Consider the following 17,045-nt stretch of genomic DNA (forward strand, 5'->3'; position numbering starts at 1 on the left):
TTCACCGTCGACCCCTGCAACCTCCAACTGCTCTACCAAGGCCGATCGCCCTCCTCCAACGGCGTCGACTACGGCCTCCTGCCCTACCGCCCCGGCCTGCTCACCCTGCAACGCTGACCCGAACCACCACCCGCAGGGCGGGCCCGGCACCACGCCGAGCCCGCCCCGCGTCTCGTCCACCGGCCCCCGCCTCTGCCAGGCTGGGGGCATGCCCTTGAGCGCTCACCACCTCAGAACATCGGTCGCCGTGTCCGACATCGCGCGGGCGGTCGCCTTCTACGAAGGCAAGCTGGGCCTGCGGGCGCTGCGGTCCGCGCCCAGCGCCCAGACCCCCGACGGCAGCCGCATCTACGCCTCCGGCGGCGGACCGGCCCTCAACGTGTACCAGTCGGTCACCGCCGGGACGACCGAGGCAACGCTGGCGACGTGGTACGTCGACGACCTCGACGAGATCGTCGACGAACTCACGGCCGCCGGCGTCGACCTCGTGCGGTACGAGCAGTTCGAGCACGACCCGAAGGGGATCACCGCGCGGGCCGGAGGTGGTCGTATCGCCTGGATCCAGGACCCGGACGGCAACACGTTCGCCATCGAGGCGGATGTCTGACCGACCGCACGTCCAGTGGCGCTGGCGCTCACAGATTTCGTTCCACTTCGGTCAGCCGCTCGCTGAGAAATGCCCGTTCGACGTCGTTGTCGGTGAGGGTCAGGGCCTCCTCGTAGGCCGTCCGGGCCGGCCGCCACTGCCCCAACTGGCGCAGGAAGTCGGCCCGGGCGGCACTCAGGTATCCGTACGTGGCGAGGGCCGGGTCGGCGAGCAGTGGATTCAGCGCGTCGAGGCCGGCCCGGGGGCCGTCGCGCAGCCCGATCGCGACGGCCCGGTTGAGATCGACCACGGGAGAGGGCCAGATCCGGAACAGGGTGTCGTAGAGCGCGACGATCTGGGCCCAGTCGGTGTCCTGCCAGCTCGGCGCCTCGGCGTGCAGGGCGGCGATCGCCGCCTCCAACGCGTACCGCGTCGGAGGCCGACGACGCAGCGCGTCGGCCACCAGAGCCCGGCCCTCGGCGATGAGCTGCCGGTCCCAGCGCGAGCGGTCCTGCTCGGACAGCAGCACCAGACGCCCGTCCGCGGATCTGCGGGTGTCCTGGCGGGCGACGTTGAGCAGGAGCAACGCGAGCAGCGCGCTGATCTCGGCGTTGGTCGGCATCAGCAGATGCAGCATGCGGGCCAGCCCGACCGCGCTGTCCACCAGATCCTGGCGGACCAGCTGGGCGCCGAGCGGCGCCGTGTGGCCGGTGGTGAAGATCAGGTGGACGACCTCCAGGACGGCGCTCACCCGCTCCTCGAGCTGGTCCGGGCCCGGCACCCGGTACGGGATGCGGGCCGCGGCGATCTTCTTCTTGGCCCGGGTGATGCGGGCGGCCATGGTGGCCGGCTGCACGAGGAACGCGCGGGCCACCTCGGGCGTGGACAGCCCGCACACCAGGCGCAGCGTCAGGGCGACCTGGGCGTCCCGGGCCAGGGCCGGGTGTGAGCAGGTGAAGATGAGGCGCAGCCGGTCGTCGACGAGGCCGTCCTCCGGCCCCGGCGTGGTCTCGTCGGCCACGAGCAGGGGCATCTTGCGACGGAACACCGATTCGCGGCGCAGGACGTCGCGGGCCCGGTTGCGCGCGATGGTGGTCAACCAGGCTCCCGGCCGGTCCGGAATGCCGGCCTGCGTCCAGGTCTCCAGGGCCTGCGCGAACGCGTCCTGGGTGCACTCCTCGGCCAGGTCGAGGTCGCGGGTCAGGTGGGCCGTGGTGCTGAACACCTGGGCCCAGTCGCGGCGGTGCGCCTGGGCGACCGCCGCGACGACCTCGTCCTTCGTCCGTGGGTCGGTCACGTCAACCGTGGTCGACCACGGGGCGGATCTCCACACCGCTGTGCGACGCGCGCACCTCCGGGAGCAGTTTCGCCAACGACAGCACCTCGTCCAGGTCGGTGGCCTCGAGCAGGTAGTAGCCGCCGAGCGCCTCCTTGGTCTCCAGGAACGGGCCGTCGGTCGTCGTGATCTGGCCCATCGAGTCCGAGCGCAGCGTGGTGGCCGTGGACGCCATCTCCAACTGCTTCCCGTCGATGATCTGCGTCCCGGCCTTCCCGGCGAACGCCTCGTGCGCGGCGTCGTGCGCCTTCCACTGCTCGTCGGTCATCGCCTCCCACTGCTGGGCGTCGCCGTAGATCAGAATCATGTACTTGGCCATGGCTCAAGTCCTGTCCGTGTGCCGGCCCCCTCGGTGGTGGGCCCCTACAGTACGACGGCTCGGGCGGGCGGTAGATCGACAGTCACGCCGCACAGTTTGATCCTGGACTTCGCGGCGATCGGGCTACGGCTGGTTCCCGACCAGGCCCTACACCTGAGCGCCCTCGTTCGACATGATCTCGACGTACCCGTCGGCGCCGTGCACCCGGATCCGCTGCCCGTCACGGATGAGCCTGGTCGCGTCCGGCACGCCGACGACGGCGGGCAGGCCGTACTCCCGGGCGATGACCGCCCCGTGGGTCATGAGGCCACCCACCTCGGTGACCAGTCCGGCGACCGCCACGAACAGCGGTGACCAGCTCGGGTCGGTGTACGCGGTGACCAGGATGTCGCCCGGTTCCAGGTCGGCCTCGGCCAGGCCGGGAAGGACGCGGGCGCGACCCTCGACGATCCCGTCGGAGACGCCGAGACCGACAAGCGCGCCGGCCGGCACGTCATCGCGTCGGTACGCCCCGGAGATGCCCTCTCCCTCCGAGGTGAGCACCCGGGGCGGGGTGAGCGTCTGGTGCGTCCGGAACGCCTCCCTGCGCCGCTCGACGAGGTGATCGTCGATCCGGTGCGTCCGTACGACGTCGTGCAGCTCGGCGAAGGTGAGGTAGAAGATGTCGTCGAGCTGGCGCAGCACGCCTGCCTCAAGGAGGCGTCCCGCCTCCCGCAGCAGGGCCTGCTTGTAGACGAGGTAGCGGCTGATGATCGCGTACTTCGGGTACTCCCGGTACCCGATGAAGGTGCGAACCCGGTCGAACATCCGAGCGGTCTCGTCGGCCTTGCGCACCCCGTCCGGCAGGGCGCGCAGGCGTTCCAGCAGCTCCTCGCGCTTGCGCTGGGCCTGCTCGCGCCCCTGCGCGAAGCGCCGTGCGGCCGCGCCGCGCTCGTGCAACCTGATGTTGTCGAGGATCAGGGGTACGAGCGTGGTGGGACGTTCGGTCCAGCGCGGCCTCGTGATGTCGATCTCGCCGACGCAGCGCATCCCGTACCGGTCGAGATAGGCCCGGATGGCGTCGCGCGCCTGGCTGCCGCCCGGCAGCCTCGGCAGCTCGTCGAGGAAGCCGTCGTCGTCGACGTCCCGCAGGAACGTCACCACCTCGGGGTACGGACGGATCGCGTCCGCGACGTCGAGCAGCGCCAGGCCCATCTCCGACGTGATGTTGCCGGGGGCCGACAGGGTGAGGGTGTCGGCGGCGTTCCGCTCACCCAGCCATCCGGCGAGCTGTTCGTTGAGCCACCAGGTGGCCTCCATCCCCGCCATGATCGCCTGCATGCTCAATGGATCGGCGAGCAGCCGTTTGTGCTCCTCGAATGCGGTGCGCAGGAAGTCGAACAGCGCCGGTCCGGTCACCGTCGCGATGTCCCGTCGCAGCGCGGCGAGGGACGTCCGGCTGCGCTCGACCAGTTCGGTGACGATGGCCGGATCGTTCTCGATCGTGGCCGGCGTGCCGCCGAGCCGGGGGACACGGGGAGCGTCGTCGGTCCGCGTCGGTACGAAGTCGGGGCGGGCGAGGAGGGTCTCCAGCGCGTCCCGGGCCAACGGATCGGACCTGCCCATCATCTCGAGGAAGCCGGCACGGCTCGCGGGCGACGCCAGGATTCCGATGGCGTCCACGAAGAGCCGCCCACCGGCCTCGTGCATCGGCGCCATCGCCGTGAGCTGCCACATGGACAGTCCCAGCGGCTTCAGGGCGTCGGTCATCATCTGCTGATGCCCCACGGACAGGTAGACGTGGTTCTCCCCGTCCCGGGCGGCGGCGGGTATGGGGAACAGCGTGGTGATCGGCCGGCTCTGGACGATCTGGACGTCGCCGTCGGCCAGGCACCACTCGATGTCCTGCGGGCAACCGAAGCCCGCCTCGATGCGCCGCCCCACCCGTACCAGCCCAAGGACCTGGTCGTCCGTCAGCGCCGGCCGGCCCTGCCGGTCCGCGCTGATCGCCCGTCGGGCGGTGCCGCCGCCCGGGAGGGCGTCGATGGCGAGGCGCTTGACGGCGATCGACCTGTCGACGATCGCGTCGTCGCGCACCCGGTAGGCGTCCGGGTTCACGAGCCCGGAGACCAGAGCCTCGCCGAGACCGAAGCTGGCCTCCACGGAGGCGACCCTGCGGTTGGACGTGACCGGATCGGCCGTGAACAGCACACCGGCCGCCTGCGGGAACACCATCTTCTGCACGACGACCGCGAGGTGGACCGCCCGGTGGTCGATGCCGTTGCGCTGCCGGTAGCTGACGGCCCGCTCGGTGAAGAGCGAGGCCCAGCACCGGCGGACGTCTGCGAGGACGGCCTCCGTGCCCCGGACGTTCAGGTAGGTGTCCTGCTGTCCCGCGAAGGAGGCCGTCGCGAGGTCCTCCGCGGTGGCGCTGGACCGGACGGCGTAGGCCGTGTCCGCGCCGTGGCGGCGCAGGGCCGCGCCGATCGCCGTCACCACGTCGTCCGGCGGGACGATCGCTTCGATGCTTCGGCGGATCTCCGCGCTGAGGGCACGGATCGTGTCCCGGTCGTCCGCCGCGAGGCGCGACAGACGGTCGAGGTGATCCGCCATCGCGGACGCCTCGGCCACAACCCGTCGGAACGCATCGGTCGTCACACAGAAACCGGGCGGTACGCGGACGCTGTCGATCCGAGTCAGCGCCCCCAGCCGGGCGCCCTTGCCGCCGACGAGCGCGACCCGCGTCTCGTCGACCTCGTCGAGATCCCACACGTACCGGTCCGTCATCGCGCCACCTCGGCCCGGACGGTCGGCGTGAACACTCGTGCCCTGCACAACACACCCACGTGGTGCCCCGATTCTTCGCATCGTTCCGTCTCCGGCCGACGATTCTGCGTCACGACGGGGGTCTTGCGGCAAGGGCCCGGTCGCGATATACGTTAAAGTGGGAGCGGATACCGGTGGCGTTTTCCGGCCACGAATGGAACGCCACGAATGAAAATCGCGAAAAAGCGGCGCGATCCCCGCTGACGAGGCGCGAGAGGGAGCTGCCGTGACAGCGGCCACGCAGATCCTCTTCGTCCAGGGCGCCGGCCCCGGCACGTACGACGAGTGGGACAGCCGGATGGTCGAGAGCCTGCGGCGCGAACTCGGCGACTCGTACGACGTCCGCTATCCGCGCCTGCCCGACGAGGGCGATCCGCGCTACGCCACCTGGAGCGCTGCCGTCCGCCGGGAGATCGCGGCCCTGGACGACGGCGCGGTCGTGGTCGGCCATTCGGTCGGCGGGGCGATCCTCGCCCACGTGCTCGCCGAGCGGCCACCGGAGCGTGAGCTGGCGCTGATCGTTCTGGTCGCAGCTCCGTTCGTCGGGGCGGGCGGTTGGCCCAGCGACGAGTTCGAGTTGCCGGGCGACCTCGGTGCCAGGCTGCCGCGCGGCGTGCCGGTGCGGGTGTTCCACGGCCTCGGGGACGAGACGGTGCCACCGTCGCACGCCGATCGCTACGCGCAGGCGCTGCCGCAGGCGCTCCTGTACCGGCTCCCGGGGCGCGACCATCAGCTCGACGACGACCTCGGCGAGGTGGCGCGGGTGATCATCCGGGACGCCGCGTCCGCGCGCTGAGCGCAACTTCCTGGTCGTGGCCCTCGTTTGCTGCGTCGGACGTCACTTTGACGGCACAGGCTAATGGTATTAGCCTTGAGCTAAGATGATTAGCTTGGAGGCTTCGATGACCGAGTACCTGAACGTGGACGGCGGCACCCTGGCGTACGAGGTGACCGGCGCCTCCGGGCCGCTCGTCGTGCTCGCCCACGGCATGGGTGACAGCCGCGAGGCGTACCGTTTTGTCGTGCCGCGCCTGGCGGCCGCCGGCTACCGGGTGGCCGCGGTCGACCTGCGCGGTTGTGGCGAGTCGAGCGTCGGCTGGCGCTCCTACAGTCGCACCGACATCGCGGGCGATCTGCTCGCCGTCATCCGCCACCTGGGCGGCCCGGCCGTGGTGGTCGGCCATTCGATCTCCGGTGGCGCCGCCACCATCGCCGCCGCCCGTGCCCCCGAGTCGGTCGCCGGAGTCGTCGAACTGGCCCCCTTCACACGTAAGCAGTCGATCAAGCTGGGTGACCTGCGGGTCTCCCGTTACCGCCGGGGCATCGCCCGGCTGCTCGGTGCCGGCCTGTTCGGCAGCGTCCGGCTCTGGCGCAGCTATCTCGACGTGGCCTACCCGGGCCGCAAGCCGGCCGACTGGTCCGCCCGTACGGCCCAGATCGACGCCATGATGCGCGAACCCGGCCGGATGGCGGCGATGCGCAAGATGGGCGGGTCCGCGCCGACCGACGCCGGGGCGCAACTGGCTAACGTCCGCTGTCCGGTCCTGATTGTCGAGGGCACGCTCGACCCGGACTGGACCGACCCGCGCGCCGAGGGCGCGGCCATCGTGGCCGCGCTGCCGGCCGGGCTGGGCCGGCTCGAGATGGTCGAGGGCGCGGGTCACTACCCGCACGTGCAGTACCCCGACGAGGTGGCGACCCTGTTGCTCGCCTTCCTGGCCGCTCACGCCCACGCCTGATCGGCGGTCAGGCCAGCAGTTGCTCCCGCATCCGCGCGCCCAGGTTGATCCGTCCCACCGGATGTCCGGCGTGCGGATCGTGGACGTCGAGGCTGTTGTTGCGGCGCATCAGCGCGCGGACCGGCGGCGGCAGTCGCGGTGGGTCGTCCATGGCCGCGAGGATCTGCGCGGCGCTCGCGATCAGTCGATCGACCAGGGCTGCCCCGTCGGTGTCCACCCGCACCCGGCCGTACTCCCAGCCGGCGGTGGTGAGGTCGAGCACCTCGAACATGTGGGTCACCAGCGGCGCCGGATCGGTCACCCGGTCGAGCCGGGCCGCGCGACCGCCGACCACCGCGACAGCGGCGGCCACCTGCGCGTACGGGTGGAAGCCGCAGGGCAGTGCGAACAGCGGCCAGCGCAGTCCGGGGCCGGCCTCCGACCACAGTTGCCGGTAGTTGCGCCGGTTCAGGAGGAGTCGCCGGCCCGTCCGACGGTGAATGTCCTGGGCCTGCGCCCGAAGATCGAGGTGCGCCTCGTCGGCGACCTGGTGCAGGACGCGGGCCGCGACCACCAGTCCGTCGTCCCCGTTCAGCATCCCGGTCGCCGCCTCGACCTGCGCGGGGAACGGGGTCCGCTCCCGCGGGCCGTATCCGTGCTGGAGGTCTCGCAGCAGCGCCTGCTGCCGCTGCGGGTCGAGCTGGACCTGTCCGCCGCCCAGCAGCCGCTGGAGCCAACGCATGTCGCCTCGTTTCAGCAGAGCCGTCCCGAACTGTCGCCATGCTATGCGGCGGGGGATCATCGCGTGTCGCAGGGGTGTGGGGTAAAGGCGAAATCCACATTCCAGCGTGTCGTTTAGTGAGGGCTATCTATATTGACGTCGATCGTCGACCGGGGACAGGATCTCGGCACCACCACCACCGCGATCTCCCTTGGGAGGCGTCATGCCCCGTCCCCGCCTGCCGCTCCTGCGGGCAGCCGCCCGACTGGCCGTACTCGCCACGGCCACCGTCGGCGTCCTGCTCGCCGTCACCACCCCCGCCAGCGCCGCGGTCCCCTCCGGCCGCTACGTCGCGCTGGGCGACTCGTACACCGCAGGTCCCCTGATCCCGACCCAGGTGGACCTCAACTGTCTACGGTCGAACCGCAACTATCCCTCCCTGGTCGCCGCGGCCGCCGGCTCGACGTCGTTCGCGGACGTGAGCTGCTCCGGGGCCACGACCGACGACATCCTCTACGGCGGCAGCGGTCAACTGGGCATCAACCTGCCGCCGCAGCTCAACGCGGTCACCTCGAGCACATCGTTGGTGACGGTGCAGATCGGCGGCAACGACATCGGCTTCTCCGGCATCATCGGCGAGTGCGCGGAGGCGAGCCTCAGCAGTCCCCTCGGCTCGCCGTGCAAGAACCGGTACACGGCCGGCGGCACCGACCAGTTGCAGGCCCGGATCGCGGCGACGGTGCCGAAGGTGACCACCGTGCTCCAGTCGATCCGCCGGGCCGCGCCCAACGCGCGCGTCGTCGTCCTCGGCTATCCGGCGATCCTGCCCGACAGCGGGTACGGCTGCTGGCCGGTGGTCCCGATCGCCTACCAGGACGTGCCGTACCTGCGTGGCATCGAGAAGTCGCTCAACGCCATGCTGGCCAGCGCCGCGGGCGCGAACGGCGCCACTTACGCCGACGTCTACACGCCGTCGATCGGTCGGGACGCGTGCAAGAGCAGCGGCACCCGTTGGGTCGAGGGTCTGGTGCCGCAGAACTCCGCCGCGCCCTTCCATCCGAACGCCCGTGGTGAGCAGGGCATGAGCACCGCGCTGCTCGCCACCCTGAGCTGACCGGGCGCGACCGCCGCAGCCGGCCCCGCCGTACGACGGCGGGGCCGGACCGTCCGCACCGCCACCGCCGGACACTGTCCGAGGTCCGTGCCAGGATCCCCGCCGTGGATGGATGGACGGCGCCACCGACGACGACCTGAGGTCGGCGTACGAGAGGGCGCTGACCGCCCGGCGCGAGCAGCAGCGGGGTTGGGGCGTGGTGCGCAGCAACCTGAACATGCGGGTGGAGTGGAACCGCAGGCAGTCGCAGCGGATCCGGGTGACCGGCGCGCAGTGGTACGCGCCCCTGCCGAGCGTCTGAGGCGGTCGCGCGCCAGCCCTCACCGCCGTCGGTGGTCGTTGAGGCGGGCGGCCTGGCGGGTCAGGTGGTCCCGCTCGGCGAGGTTGGCCGCCTTACGGGCCGCCTCGGCGTAGAGCCGCGCCGCCGTCGTCAGGTCACCGGCGCGCTCGTGCAGGTACGCGGCCACCGCCGTGTACCGGGGCAGCGAGTCGTCCAACGCGGCGAGGGCCGCCAGCCCGGCCCGGGCGCCGTCGGCCGCGCCGACCGCCACGGCGCGGTTGAGCCGGACGACCGGGCTGTCGGTCAGGCGTGCGAGCTCGTCGTACCACTCGACGATCTGCACCCAGTCGGTCTCCTCGGCGGTGGGAGCGTCGGCGTGCAGCGCCGCGATGGCGGCCTGTGCCTGGAACTCGCCGAGCCGGTCGCGGGCGAGGGCTGCCTGGAGGACGCCGACGCCCTCGGCGATGGCGGTCGTGTCCCATCGGCTGCGGTCCTGCTCCGCGAGCGGCACCAGGCTGCCGTCGGGCGCGGTCCGGCTGGCACGGCGGGCGTGGTGCAGCAGCATGAGGGCGAGCAGTCCCGCCACCTCGGGATGGTCGATGGCGACCGCGAGCTGCCGGGTGAGCCGGATGGCCTCGGCGGCGAGGTCGACGGCACCGGTGTAGCCCTCGTTGAACACCAGGTAGAGCACGCGCAGCACGGTGGTCACGTCGCCGGGCTGGTCGAATCGTACGGTGGAGACGGTGCGTTTGGCCCGGCTGATGCGCTGCGCCATGGTCGCCTCGGGCACCAGGTAGGCCTGGGCGATCTGCCGGGTGGTCAGCCCTCCGACGGCGCGCAACGTGAGCGCGACGGCCGACGACGGCGTCAGCGAAGGGTGGGCGCAGAGGAAGTAGAGCGCAAGGGTGTCGTCCACGCCGCTCGTGGGACCGGGCGTCGGCTCGGTGTCCACCACGTCCTCCCGACGGCGACGGGCGGCGTCCGCGCGGGCGGTGTCGAGGAACCGACGCCACGCCACGGTGATCAGCCAGCCCTTCGGGTCGCGCGGCGGATCGGCCGGCCAGATGCGAACGGCCTCCACAAGCGCATCCTGCACGGCGTCCTCGGCCGCCGCGAAGTCAGCTCCGCGGCGGACGAGAACGGCGAGCACGCTCGGCGTGAGGCTCCGGAGCAGTGCCTGGTCCATCGTTCAGGTCACTCCGTGATGGTGGGCGGCTCGGTGAGGAACGGGCGTACCTCGAGCCACTCGTGGATCGGCTTTCCGCCCGCGCCCGGCGCGGCCGACAGCTCGCCCGCCAGTTCGACGGCGCGTTCGTAAGTGTCGACGTCGATGACCATCCAGCCGGCGATGAGGTCCTTGGTCTCGGCGAACGGGCCGTCGGTAACCGGCGGGCGTCCCTCTCCGTCGTAGCGGACCCAGGCCCCCTCGGGGGCGAGCGCCTGGCCTTCGATGAACTCGCCGCTCTTCTCCAGCCGGGCGGCGAAGTCGTGCATGTACTGCATGTGCGCCGAGATCTCGTCCGGCGTCCACTGGTCCATCGGCACGTCGTTCACTCCGGCCGGACCGCCCCGGTAGTGCTTCAGCAGCAGGTACTTCATCTCGTGTTCCTCCTCGCTGGCGCGACCCGTTCCGGTCGCGTTCACCCCGGGGACGACGCCGGGTCTGGTTTCTCGACATGGTCGCTGAAGAAAACCGTGGCGAGGTCGGGACCCGCCGTGCCGGCGCGGCTACCGGTGCCCGGGTGGCCCGGTGCTGCCCCGGACGATGAGCGCCGTACTGAGTTCGTACCGTTCCTGGGGCAGGGCGTGACCGTCGGCCAGCGTCAACGCGAGGCGGGCGGCGGTGGCCCCGATCTCGGTGAACGGTTGTCGCACCGTGGTCAGTGGTGGCGACGTCCAGCTCGCCTGGTCCACGTCGTCGAACCCGACGACGCTGAGGTCTTCGGGGATCCGCCAGCCGACGTCGTGTGCCGCCGCGTAGACGCCGAGGGCCTGCAGGTCGTTGCCGCAGACGATGGCGGTGGGTGGTTCGGGAAGGGCCAGCAACTCGCGGCCGAGGTCCCGGCCGGCCACAAAGCTGAAAACCCCCTGCCGTTCGAGGCTGTCGTCGAATCCGATGCCGGCATGATCCAGCGCGGCGCGAAAGCCGTCCAGGCGAGCCCGCGCCGCCAGGTCCTGCACCGGCCCGGTGAGTACCCCGATCCGCAGGTGGCCGAGGTCGAGAAGGTGCCGGGTGGCGGCGAGGGCGCCGCTCCAGTTGTTCGACCCGACGGCGGGGGTGGGGAAGTGTTCGCCCCCCGGGTCGATGGCGACCAGCGGTATGCCCATGGCGGCCAACTGTCGGCCGTGTTCGGCGGTGACGAGAGAACAGACCGCGATGACAGCGGTCGGATGCCGCAGCAGCAGAGGCTCCATCCAGGGCAGCCCCGCCGTCACGCGGTGACGGAGGTCGACGAACCCGACGGTGCAGTGCCGCGCGTCGGCGACCTCCTGGATGCCGCGCAGGATCTCCAGCGCGATCGAGGGCAGCATGTGGTGGAAGAGCACCTCGACGCAGCGGGTTCTCACGGCGTCCCCCGGTCGGCGGTAGCCGTGGTCGCGCAACAGCGCCTCCACCCGCTGCCGGGTCTGCTCACCCACCCCGGCGCGGCCGTTGAGGACCTTGGACACCGTGGGAGGGGACACTCCGGCGAGCTCGGCGATCGTGGCGACGGGCAGGTCACCCCTCAGTGGCTTGCGGGGGCGGCGCCGCCGGCTCTCGTCGCTCACACGGCGAGTCTACGGTCGCGGCACCGGTCGTCCGGTCCGGCGGGCGCGCACCCGGCGGCGGTTGTCGAAGCAGGTGGAGGCCGGCCCGAAACATGGTCGTCATCTATTGACGAGCAGCGTTGTTATCTACGAAGGTCTATGGAGGATGTATGGCGCGCCGCCGGGAGCCCGGTGCGCCGGGTCTCGGCTGTGGACGTTGCCAGAGGGTGCGAGCGGGCCGCGCCTGTTAACGCTAACAGCGAGCGCCCACCACGCGTTCCCGGCCGACGCCGACCGTCCTCGCCAGGACTCGAACGGCAGTCCGGCCGTGGGCACGTCCCCGCCATAGCGCCAAATTCCGGCGGCGTCTCCAGCGGCGCCGTCCCCACCTGCGCGAGCTGTCTGGCCTGCGCAGATTGGAGAGACCATGTCCGAAGTGACACGAAGAAACGTGCTGCGCGCCGGTGCCGTGGGCGCGGGCGCCGCGCTGCTACCGGTCGCGTGGTCCGCCGTCGCCCGCGCCGGCTCCGTCGCGCCGCCGCAGGTGCTCGCCGCAAACGACATGGCTCTGTGGTACGACGAGCCGGCGGGCACCGACTGGCTCCGCGCGCTGCCGATCGGCAACGGGCGTCTCGGCGCGATGGTGTTCGGCAATGTCGACACCGAACGGCTGCAGCTCAACGAGGACACCGTCTGGGCCGGCGGCCCGTACGACTCGGCCAACACCCGGGGCGCGGCCAACCTCGCCGAGATCCGGCGGCGGGTCTTCGCCGACCAGTGGACGTCGGCGCAGGACCTGATCAACCAGACGATGATGGGGAACCCGGGCGGCCAGCTCGCCTACCAGCCGGTGGGCAACCTGCGTCTCGCCTTCGGTTCCGCCAGCGGCGCGTCGCAGTACAACCGGACGCTCGACCTGACCACCGCCACCGTCACCACCACGTACGTGCTCAACGGCGTCCGATACCAGCGCGAGGCGTTCGCCAGCGCGCCCGACGGGGTGATCGTGCTCCGGTTGACCGCCGACCGCGCCAACTCGATCACGTTCGGCGCCACCTTTGACAGTCCACAACGCACGACGATGTCGAGCCCCGACGCCGCCACGATCGCGGTCGACGGCATCTCCGGAGCCATGGAGGGTGTCAACGGGTCGGTGCGTTTCCTCGCGCTGGCCTACGCCGCCGCGACGGGCGGGACGGTCAGCAGTTCGGGCGGCACCCTGCGCGTCTCCGGGGCCACGAGCGTGACCGTCCTGATCTCGATCGGGTCCAGCTACGTCAACTACCGCACGGTCAACGGCGACTACCAGGGCATCGCGCGTACCCGCCTCAGCGCCGCCCGCGGGGCAAGTTACGACCAGCTTCGCAGCCGCCATCTCGCCGACTACCAGGCCCTGTACAACCGGGTGACCATCAACCTCGGGCGGACGGCCGCGGCCGACCAGCCGACCGACGTACGCATCGCCCAGCACGGGAGCACCAACGATCCGCAGTTCTCGGCTCTGCTGTTCCAGTTCGGCCGGTACCTGCTGATCTCCTCCTCGCGTCCGGGCACGCAACCGGCGAACCTGCAGGGCATCTGGAACGACTCGATGACGCCGCCGTGGGACTCGAAGTACACGATCAACGCCAACCTGCCGATGAACTACTGGCCCGCCGACACCACGAACCTGGCCGAGTGTTTCCTGCCGGTCTTCGACATGATCAAGGATTTGACGGCCACCGGCGCCCGCGTCGCCCAGGCGCAGTACGGCGCGGGTGGCTGGGTCACCCACCACAACACCGACGCGTGGCGTGGCGCCTCGGTCGTCGACGGGGCGCTGTGGGGAATGTGGCAGACCGGCGGGGCCTGGCTGTCCACGCTGATCTGGGAGCACTACCTGTTCACCGGCGACGCCGGTTTCCTGGCGGCCAACTATCCGGCGCTCAAGGGCGCGGCCCAGTTCTTCCTCGACACCCTGGTCGCTCACCCGTCGCTCGGTTACCTGGTCACCAACCCGTCGAACTCGCCGGAGTTGCCGCACCACTCGAACGCCAGCGTCTGCGCCGGGCCCACGATGGACAACCAGATCCTGCGGGACCTGTTCGACGCCGTGGCCCGGGCCAGCGAGGTGCTGGGAGTCGACACCACGTTCCGCTCCCAGGTCCGTACGGCGCGGGACCGGCTGGCCCCGATGAAGGTCGGCTCCCGTGGCAACGTGCAGGAGTGGCTCGCCGACTGGGTCGAGACCGAACGCAACCACCGACACGTCTCCCACCTGTACGGCCTGCATCCCAGCAACCAGATCACCAAGCGCGGCACCCCGCAGCTCTACGAGGCCGCCCGCCGGACGCTGGAACTGCGCGGCGACGACGGGACCGGCTGGTCCCTCGCCTGGAAGATCAATTACTGGGCCCGGCTGGAGGACGGAGCCCGCGCCTACAAGCTCCTGAAGGACCTCGTCCGCACCGACCGGCTCGCGCCGAACATGTTCGACCTGCACCCACCGTTCCAGATCGACGGCAACTTCGGCGCGACGTCCGGCGTCGCCGAGATGCTGCTGCACAGCCACAACGGCGAGCTGCACCTGCTCCCCGCGCTGCCGAGCGCCTGGCCCACCGGCCAGGTCGCGGGCCTGCGCGGGCGGGGTGGGTACACCGTCGGCGTGGCCTGGACCAGTGGGCAGGCCGACGAGATCAGCGTCCGCGCCGACCGGGACGGCACCGTACGCCTGCGCGCCCGCCTGTTCACCGGGTCCTTCACGATCGTCGACGACGCCGACGGCAGCACACCCAGCACCACCCGACCCGAAACGGATGTCGTGCAACTCGCCGTCCGCGCCGGTCACACCTACCGCGCGGCGCGGCCCGGTGTGACACCGTCACCGACGCTGAGCGGCACGCCGTCGCCCACCGGCTCGCCGACCCCGAGTCCGACCGACACACCGAGCCCGATCCCGACGCCCACGCCGACCGTGTCGAGCACACCCTCGCCGTCCGGCGCGCGGGCGACGTACACGGTGACGAACGCCTGGTCGGGCGGTTTCCAGGGCTCGGTAACGGTGACCGCCGGCGCGACGGCGATCCGTGGCTGGACGGTTTCCTGGACCTTCCCCAACGGGCAGGCGATCAGCCAGCTCTGGGGTGGCACACACACCCAGAGCGGTGCGAGCGTGCGGGTGACGAACGTGGACTACAACGGCTCGTTGCCGGCCGGTGGCTCCACCACGTTCGGCTTCCTCGCCACCTCGACGGGGACCAACAACCCGCCGACCGACATCACCTGCACGACCACCTGACCCGGCGCGTTCCCGCCCGCCGTCGGCCCCGCGCCGGCGGCGGGCCGGGCGCACCCACCCGCCTGGTCACCCCGCCGCGTCGCCGTCCGTCTCCCGGGCCCGCCTGCGCCGCCACCACCATCGCCAGACGGCGACCAGGAAGGCCACCGCGCTGACCAGGGCAGCGGCGCCCTTCCAGGCGCGCTCCGACCACGGTCGGCCGGCGCCGAACGCCGCCTCGCCGCTCACCATGAACCACACCCCGACGACCCACGCCCACTCCCAGCCGCGCGGCCAGGGGAATTCCTCCGGCGGTTCGGTGAACGCGCTGACCGCGATGCCCGCGGCGCAGCCGACGACGATCAGCGGTAGGCCGACGTCCGTGACGAATTCCCAGAACGACACCCGGCGATCATCGCCGTCGCGCGCAAGGGCACCGGGGCGTGGCTCAGGAGACCGCCGCGCGCACCAGTTCGACGATCCGCTTCTCCACCTCGGGGCTCCACGCGCGCAGGGCGTACGACACCGGCCAGAAGTCGCCGTCGTCGAGGTTGGCCGGGTCCTGGAAGCCCAGCGTCGAGTACCGGTAGTTGAACTTGCCGGAGTCCTGGAAGAAGACGACGATCTTGTCGGATGCGTTCGCGTACGCGGGCATCCCGTACCACGTCTTCGGCGACAGCTCGGGCGCGGTGGTGGTGACCGCCACGTGTACCCGCTCGGCGAGCGCGCGGTCGTCCGGCGCCATCTGCGCGATCCGGTCGAGGACCGCCTGCAGCCCGTCGGCCTTCTTGGCGCCCTTCTTGCCCTCGGCGCGCAGCTCAGCCGCACGCTCCTTCATCGCGGCGCGCTCCTCGGCGCTGAAGCCGTCGGAATCGGTCGTGGAGGACTTCGCGGACATGTCGGGCTCCCTCTCGCTCGTCGTGGTTCGGCATCCTGCCGGCCACCTGGGAAAAGGCTAGGCCCGGACGGTGCCCGCGAGCTTCTTGATTCCTGACCGGCTCGGGGCGGATGCGCCGGGGCGGGGGCGGACGGGGCGTCCGGGTGCGCTCGGCGAGCGCTTATGCTCGGAAACCGGAGCAGGGCGCGTCCCCGTCGGGGCAGCAGTCGATTCGAGGGCGGCGGATGAACATCGGGGAGATCGCCCGTCGGGCGGGGGTGTCCCGCAGCACGGTCTCGTACGTGCTCAGCGGCAAGCGGACGGTGTCGGAGGCGACCCGGCAGCGGATCCAGGCGGTCATCGACGAGCTGGACTACCGGCCGAACGCCAGCGCCCGTGCGCTGAAGGAGGGGCGTACGCGCACCCTCGGACTGGTGATCCCACCGGCCAGCCAACGGTTGACCGACATGCAGTTGGGCTTCGTCGCCAGCGTCGTCGAGGCCGCCGCCCGACACGACCTCGACGTGCTGCTGTCCCCGTCGGGAGGCGACCACGACCGTTCGTTCGAGCGGATCGTCACCGGGCGTCGCGTCGACGGCGTCGTGCTGATGGAGATCCGGTTGGAGGACGACCGGGTGACCCGGCTGGCTCGCGCTGGTCTGCCGTTCGTCACGATCGGCCGCACGGCCGAGGCGTATGGCATGAGCTGGGTCGACATCGACTACGCTGGGTTGATCGCACGCTGCGTGCACCACCTGGCCGACCTGGGGCACCGCCACGTGGCCCTGGTGAACCGCTCCGCCGAGCTGGTGGCGGCGGGTTACGGTCCCAGCCACCGAGCCCTGGCCGGTTTCCAGGCGGCGGTGGCGGAGCGGGGCCTCGCCGGCATCGACGTCTGCTGCGGCGACGACACCGCCTCCGGCGAGGCCTGCGTGGAGCAGTTGCTCGTCACGCATCCGGAGGTCACGGCGGTGGCCACCATCAACGAGGCGGCGCTGCCCGGGATGCAGCGTGCGCTGACCGGCGCCGGGTTGGCCGTGCCGGCGGACTTCTCTGTCACCGGCGTGGCCGCCCAGCACTGGGCGGAGGACTTCCGGCCGCCGCTGACCGCCGCGGACGTACCCATGCGGGACATGGGCGCGGAGGCGGTGTCACTGCTGCTGGAGATCATCGCGGCCCCCGGCAGCGTGCCGCGGCACCGCCTGTACAGCCCACCCATCTCGCTGCGGTCCAGCACGGGCCCGGTCCGGGTCCGCTGATCCGGCCCGCTCCCGCCGGCGGCGCA

The 17,045-nt window shown here is 71.4% G+C and carries 16 protein-coding genes; 7 read left to right on the forward strand and 9 right to left on the reverse strand.

Going from position 1 to position 17,045, the window contains the following annotated elements; genetic code table 11:
* The first annotated feature begins 247 nt into the window (after positions 1 to 247).
* Complete coding sequence (locus ACLQ25_RS00005; RefSeq protein ID WP_425727854.1) at positions 248 to 607, forward strand: VOC family protein; 360 nt, start codon at positions 248 to 250, stop codon at positions 605 to 607.
* Positions 608 to 635: 28 nt separating this feature from the next.
* Here ACLQ25_RS00005 and ACLQ25_RS00010 read toward each other — a convergent pair whose 3' ends face one another.
* From ACLQ25_RS00010 to rph, 3 genes are all read right to left on the reverse strand, one after another.
* Complete coding sequence (locus ACLQ25_RS00010; RefSeq protein ID WP_425728299.1) at positions 636 to 1,811, reverse strand: RNA polymerase sigma factor; 1,176 nt, start codon at positions 1,809 to 1,811, stop codon at positions 636 to 638.
* A gap of 73 nt (positions 1,812 to 1,884) precedes the next feature.
* A complete protein-coding gene (locus ACLQ25_RS00015; RefSeq protein ID WP_425727856.1) occupies positions 1,885 to 2,241 on the reverse strand; it encodes a YciI family protein in 357 nt (118 codons plus the stop codon).
* A gap of 147 nt (positions 2,242 to 2,388) precedes the next feature.
* Positions 2,389 to 5,007: a rifamycin-inactivating phosphotransferase gene (rph, locus tag ACLQ25_RS00020; RefSeq protein WP_425727858.1), complete on the reverse strand. Its 2,619-nt coding sequence runs from the start codon at positions 5,005 to 5,007 to the stop codon at positions 2,389 to 2,391.
* Positions 5,008 to 5,272: 265 nt separating this feature from the next.
* Between rph and ACLQ25_RS00025 the strand changes: the two genes are divergently transcribed.
* Complete coding sequence (locus ACLQ25_RS00025) at positions 5,273 to 5,842, forward strand: alpha/beta fold hydrolase (RefSeq protein ID WP_425727860.1); 570 nt, start codon at positions 5,273 to 5,275, stop codon at positions 5,840 to 5,842.
* A 106-nt stretch (positions 5,843 to 5,948) separates the two neighbouring features.
* Positions 5,949 to 6,785 (forward strand): alpha/beta fold hydrolase, encoded by an 837-nt coding sequence (locus ACLQ25_RS00030; RefSeq protein WP_425727862.1) that lies wholly within the window; start codon positions 5,949 to 5,951, stop codon positions 6,783 to 6,785.
* 7 nt (positions 6,786 to 6,792) lie between these two features.
* Here ACLQ25_RS00030 and ACLQ25_RS00035 read toward each other — a convergent pair whose 3' ends face one another.
* Complete coding sequence (locus tag ACLQ25_RS00035) at positions 6,793 to 7,506, reverse strand: hypothetical protein (RefSeq protein ID WP_425727864.1); 714 nt, start codon at positions 7,504 to 7,506, stop codon at positions 6,793 to 6,795.
* A gap of 202 nt (positions 7,507 to 7,708) precedes the next feature.
* Here ACLQ25_RS00035 and ACLQ25_RS00040 point away from each other — a divergent pair, with 202 nt between their 5' ends.
* Complete coding sequence (locus ACLQ25_RS00040) at positions 7,709 to 8,599, forward strand: SGNH/GDSL hydrolase family protein (RefSeq protein ID WP_425727866.1); 891 nt, start codon at positions 7,709 to 7,711, stop codon at positions 8,597 to 8,599.
* Positions 8,600 to 8,711: 112 nt separating this feature from the next.
* Positions 8,712 to 8,900, forward strand: a complete 189-nt coding sequence (locus tag ACLQ25_RS00045) for a hypothetical protein (RefSeq protein WP_425727868.1) — start codon at positions 8,712 to 8,714, stop codon at positions 8,898 to 8,900.
* Between the two features lie 19 nt (positions 8,901 to 8,919).
* Here ACLQ25_RS00045 and ACLQ25_RS00050 read toward each other — a convergent pair whose 3' ends face one another.
* The 3 genes from ACLQ25_RS00050 to ACLQ25_RS00060 all read right to left on the reverse strand — a co-directional run bounded on the left by ACLQ25_RS00050 (position 8,920) and on the right by ACLQ25_RS00060 (position 11,648).
* Positions 8,920 to 10,065 (reverse strand): RNA polymerase sigma factor, encoded by a 1,146-nt coding sequence (locus ACLQ25_RS00050; protein ID WP_425727870.1) that lies wholly within the window; start codon positions 10,063 to 10,065, stop codon positions 8,920 to 8,922.
* 8 nt (positions 10,066 to 10,073) lie between these two features.
* Positions 10,074 to 10,478: a YciI family protein gene (locus tag ACLQ25_RS00055; RefSeq protein ID WP_425727872.1), complete on the reverse strand. Its 405-nt coding sequence runs from the start codon at positions 10,476 to 10,478 to the stop codon at positions 10,074 to 10,076.
* A gap of 129 nt (positions 10,479 to 10,607) precedes the next feature.
* Complete coding sequence (locus ACLQ25_RS00060; protein ID WP_425727874.1) at positions 10,608 to 11,648, reverse strand: LacI family DNA-binding transcriptional regulator; 1,041 nt, start codon at positions 11,646 to 11,648, stop codon at positions 10,608 to 10,610.
* Between the two features lie 406 nt (positions 11,649 to 12,054).
* On the opposite strand from ACLQ25_RS00060, the gene ACLQ25_RS00065 reads away from it, so the two are divergent.
* A complete protein-coding gene (locus ACLQ25_RS00065; RefSeq protein WP_425727876.1) occupies positions 12,055 to 14,904 on the forward strand; it encodes a glycosyl hydrolase family 95 catalytic domain-containing protein in 2,850 nt (949 codons plus the stop codon).
* A 66-nt stretch (positions 14,905 to 14,970) separates the two neighbouring features.
* On the opposite strand, the gene ACLQ25_RS00070 is transcribed toward ACLQ25_RS00065, so the two are convergent.
* Both ACLQ25_RS00070 and ACLQ25_RS00075 read right to left on the reverse strand, forming a co-directional pair.
* The gene (locus tag ACLQ25_RS00070) at positions 14,971 to 15,288 is read right to left on the reverse strand and encodes a hypothetical protein (RefSeq protein ID WP_425727877.1); all 318 of its coding nucleotides are present in this window, start codon (positions 15,286 to 15,288) and stop codon (positions 14,971 to 14,973) included.
* 43 nt (positions 15,289 to 15,331) lie between these two features.
* Entirely contained in the window at positions 15,332 to 15,781 is a 450-nt protein-coding gene (locus tag ACLQ25_RS00075) for an iron chaperone (RefSeq protein WP_425727879.1), read from the reverse strand.
* A 224-nt stretch (positions 15,782 to 16,005) separates the two neighbouring features.
* On the opposite strand from ACLQ25_RS00075, the gene ACLQ25_RS00080 reads away from it, so the two are divergent.
* The gene (locus ACLQ25_RS00080; RefSeq protein WP_425727881.1) at positions 16,006 to 17,019 is read left to right on the forward strand and encodes a LacI family DNA-binding transcriptional regulator; all 1,014 of its coding nucleotides are present in this window, start codon (positions 16,006 to 16,008) and stop codon (positions 17,017 to 17,019) included.
* The last annotated feature ends 26 nt before the right edge of the window (positions 17,020 to 17,045 follow it).

Origin of the sequence: Micromonospora sp. DT44, assembly GCF_049841635.1 — a bacterium.
Lineage (GTDB): Bacteria > Actinomycetota > Actinomycetes > Mycobacteriales > Micromonosporaceae > Micromonospora.

Coding starts and splice junctions, on each gene's coding strand:
- ACLQ25_RS00030 (WP_425727862.1), top strand. CDS start 5,949: ATGACCGAGTACCTGAACGTGGACGGCGGCACCCTGGCGTACGAGGTG.
- ACLQ25_RS00075 (WP_425727879.1), bottom strand. CDS start 15,781: ATGTCCGCGAAGTCCTCCACGACCGATTCCGACGGCTTCAGCGCCGAG.
- ACLQ25_RS00035 (WP_425727864.1), bottom strand. CDS start 7,506: ATGCGTTGGCTCCAGCGGCTGCTGGGCGGCGGACAGGTCCAGCTCGAC.
- ACLQ25_RS00045 (WP_425727868.1), top strand. CDS start 8,712: ATGGACGGCGCCACCGACGACGACCTGAGGTCGGCGTACGAGAGGGCG.
- ACLQ25_RS00050 (WP_425727870.1), bottom strand. CDS start 10,065: ATGGACCAGGCACTGCTCCGGAGCCTCACGCCGAGCGTGCTCGCCGTT.
- rph (WP_425727858.1), bottom strand. CDS start 5,007: ATGACGGACCGGTACGTGTGGGATCTCGACGAGGTCGACGAGACGCGG.
- ACLQ25_RS00015 (WP_425727856.1), bottom strand. CDS start 2,241: ATGGCCAAGTACATGATTCTGATCTACGGCGACGCCCAGCAGTGGGAG.
- ACLQ25_RS00055 (WP_425727872.1), bottom strand. CDS start 10,478: ATGAAGTACCTGCTGCTGAAGCACTACCGGGGCGGTCCGGCCGGAGTG.
- ACLQ25_RS00080 (WP_425727881.1), top strand. CDS start 16,006: ATGAACATCGGGGAGATCGCCCGTCGGGCGGGGGTGTCCCGCAGCACG.
- ACLQ25_RS00040 (WP_425727866.1), top strand. CDS start 7,709: ATGCCCCGTCCCCGCCTGCCGCTCCTGCGGGCAGCCGCCCGACTGGCC.
- ACLQ25_RS00065 (WP_425727876.1), top strand. CDS start 12,055: ATGTCCGAAGTGACACGAAGAAACGTGCTGCGCGCCGGTGCCGTGGGC.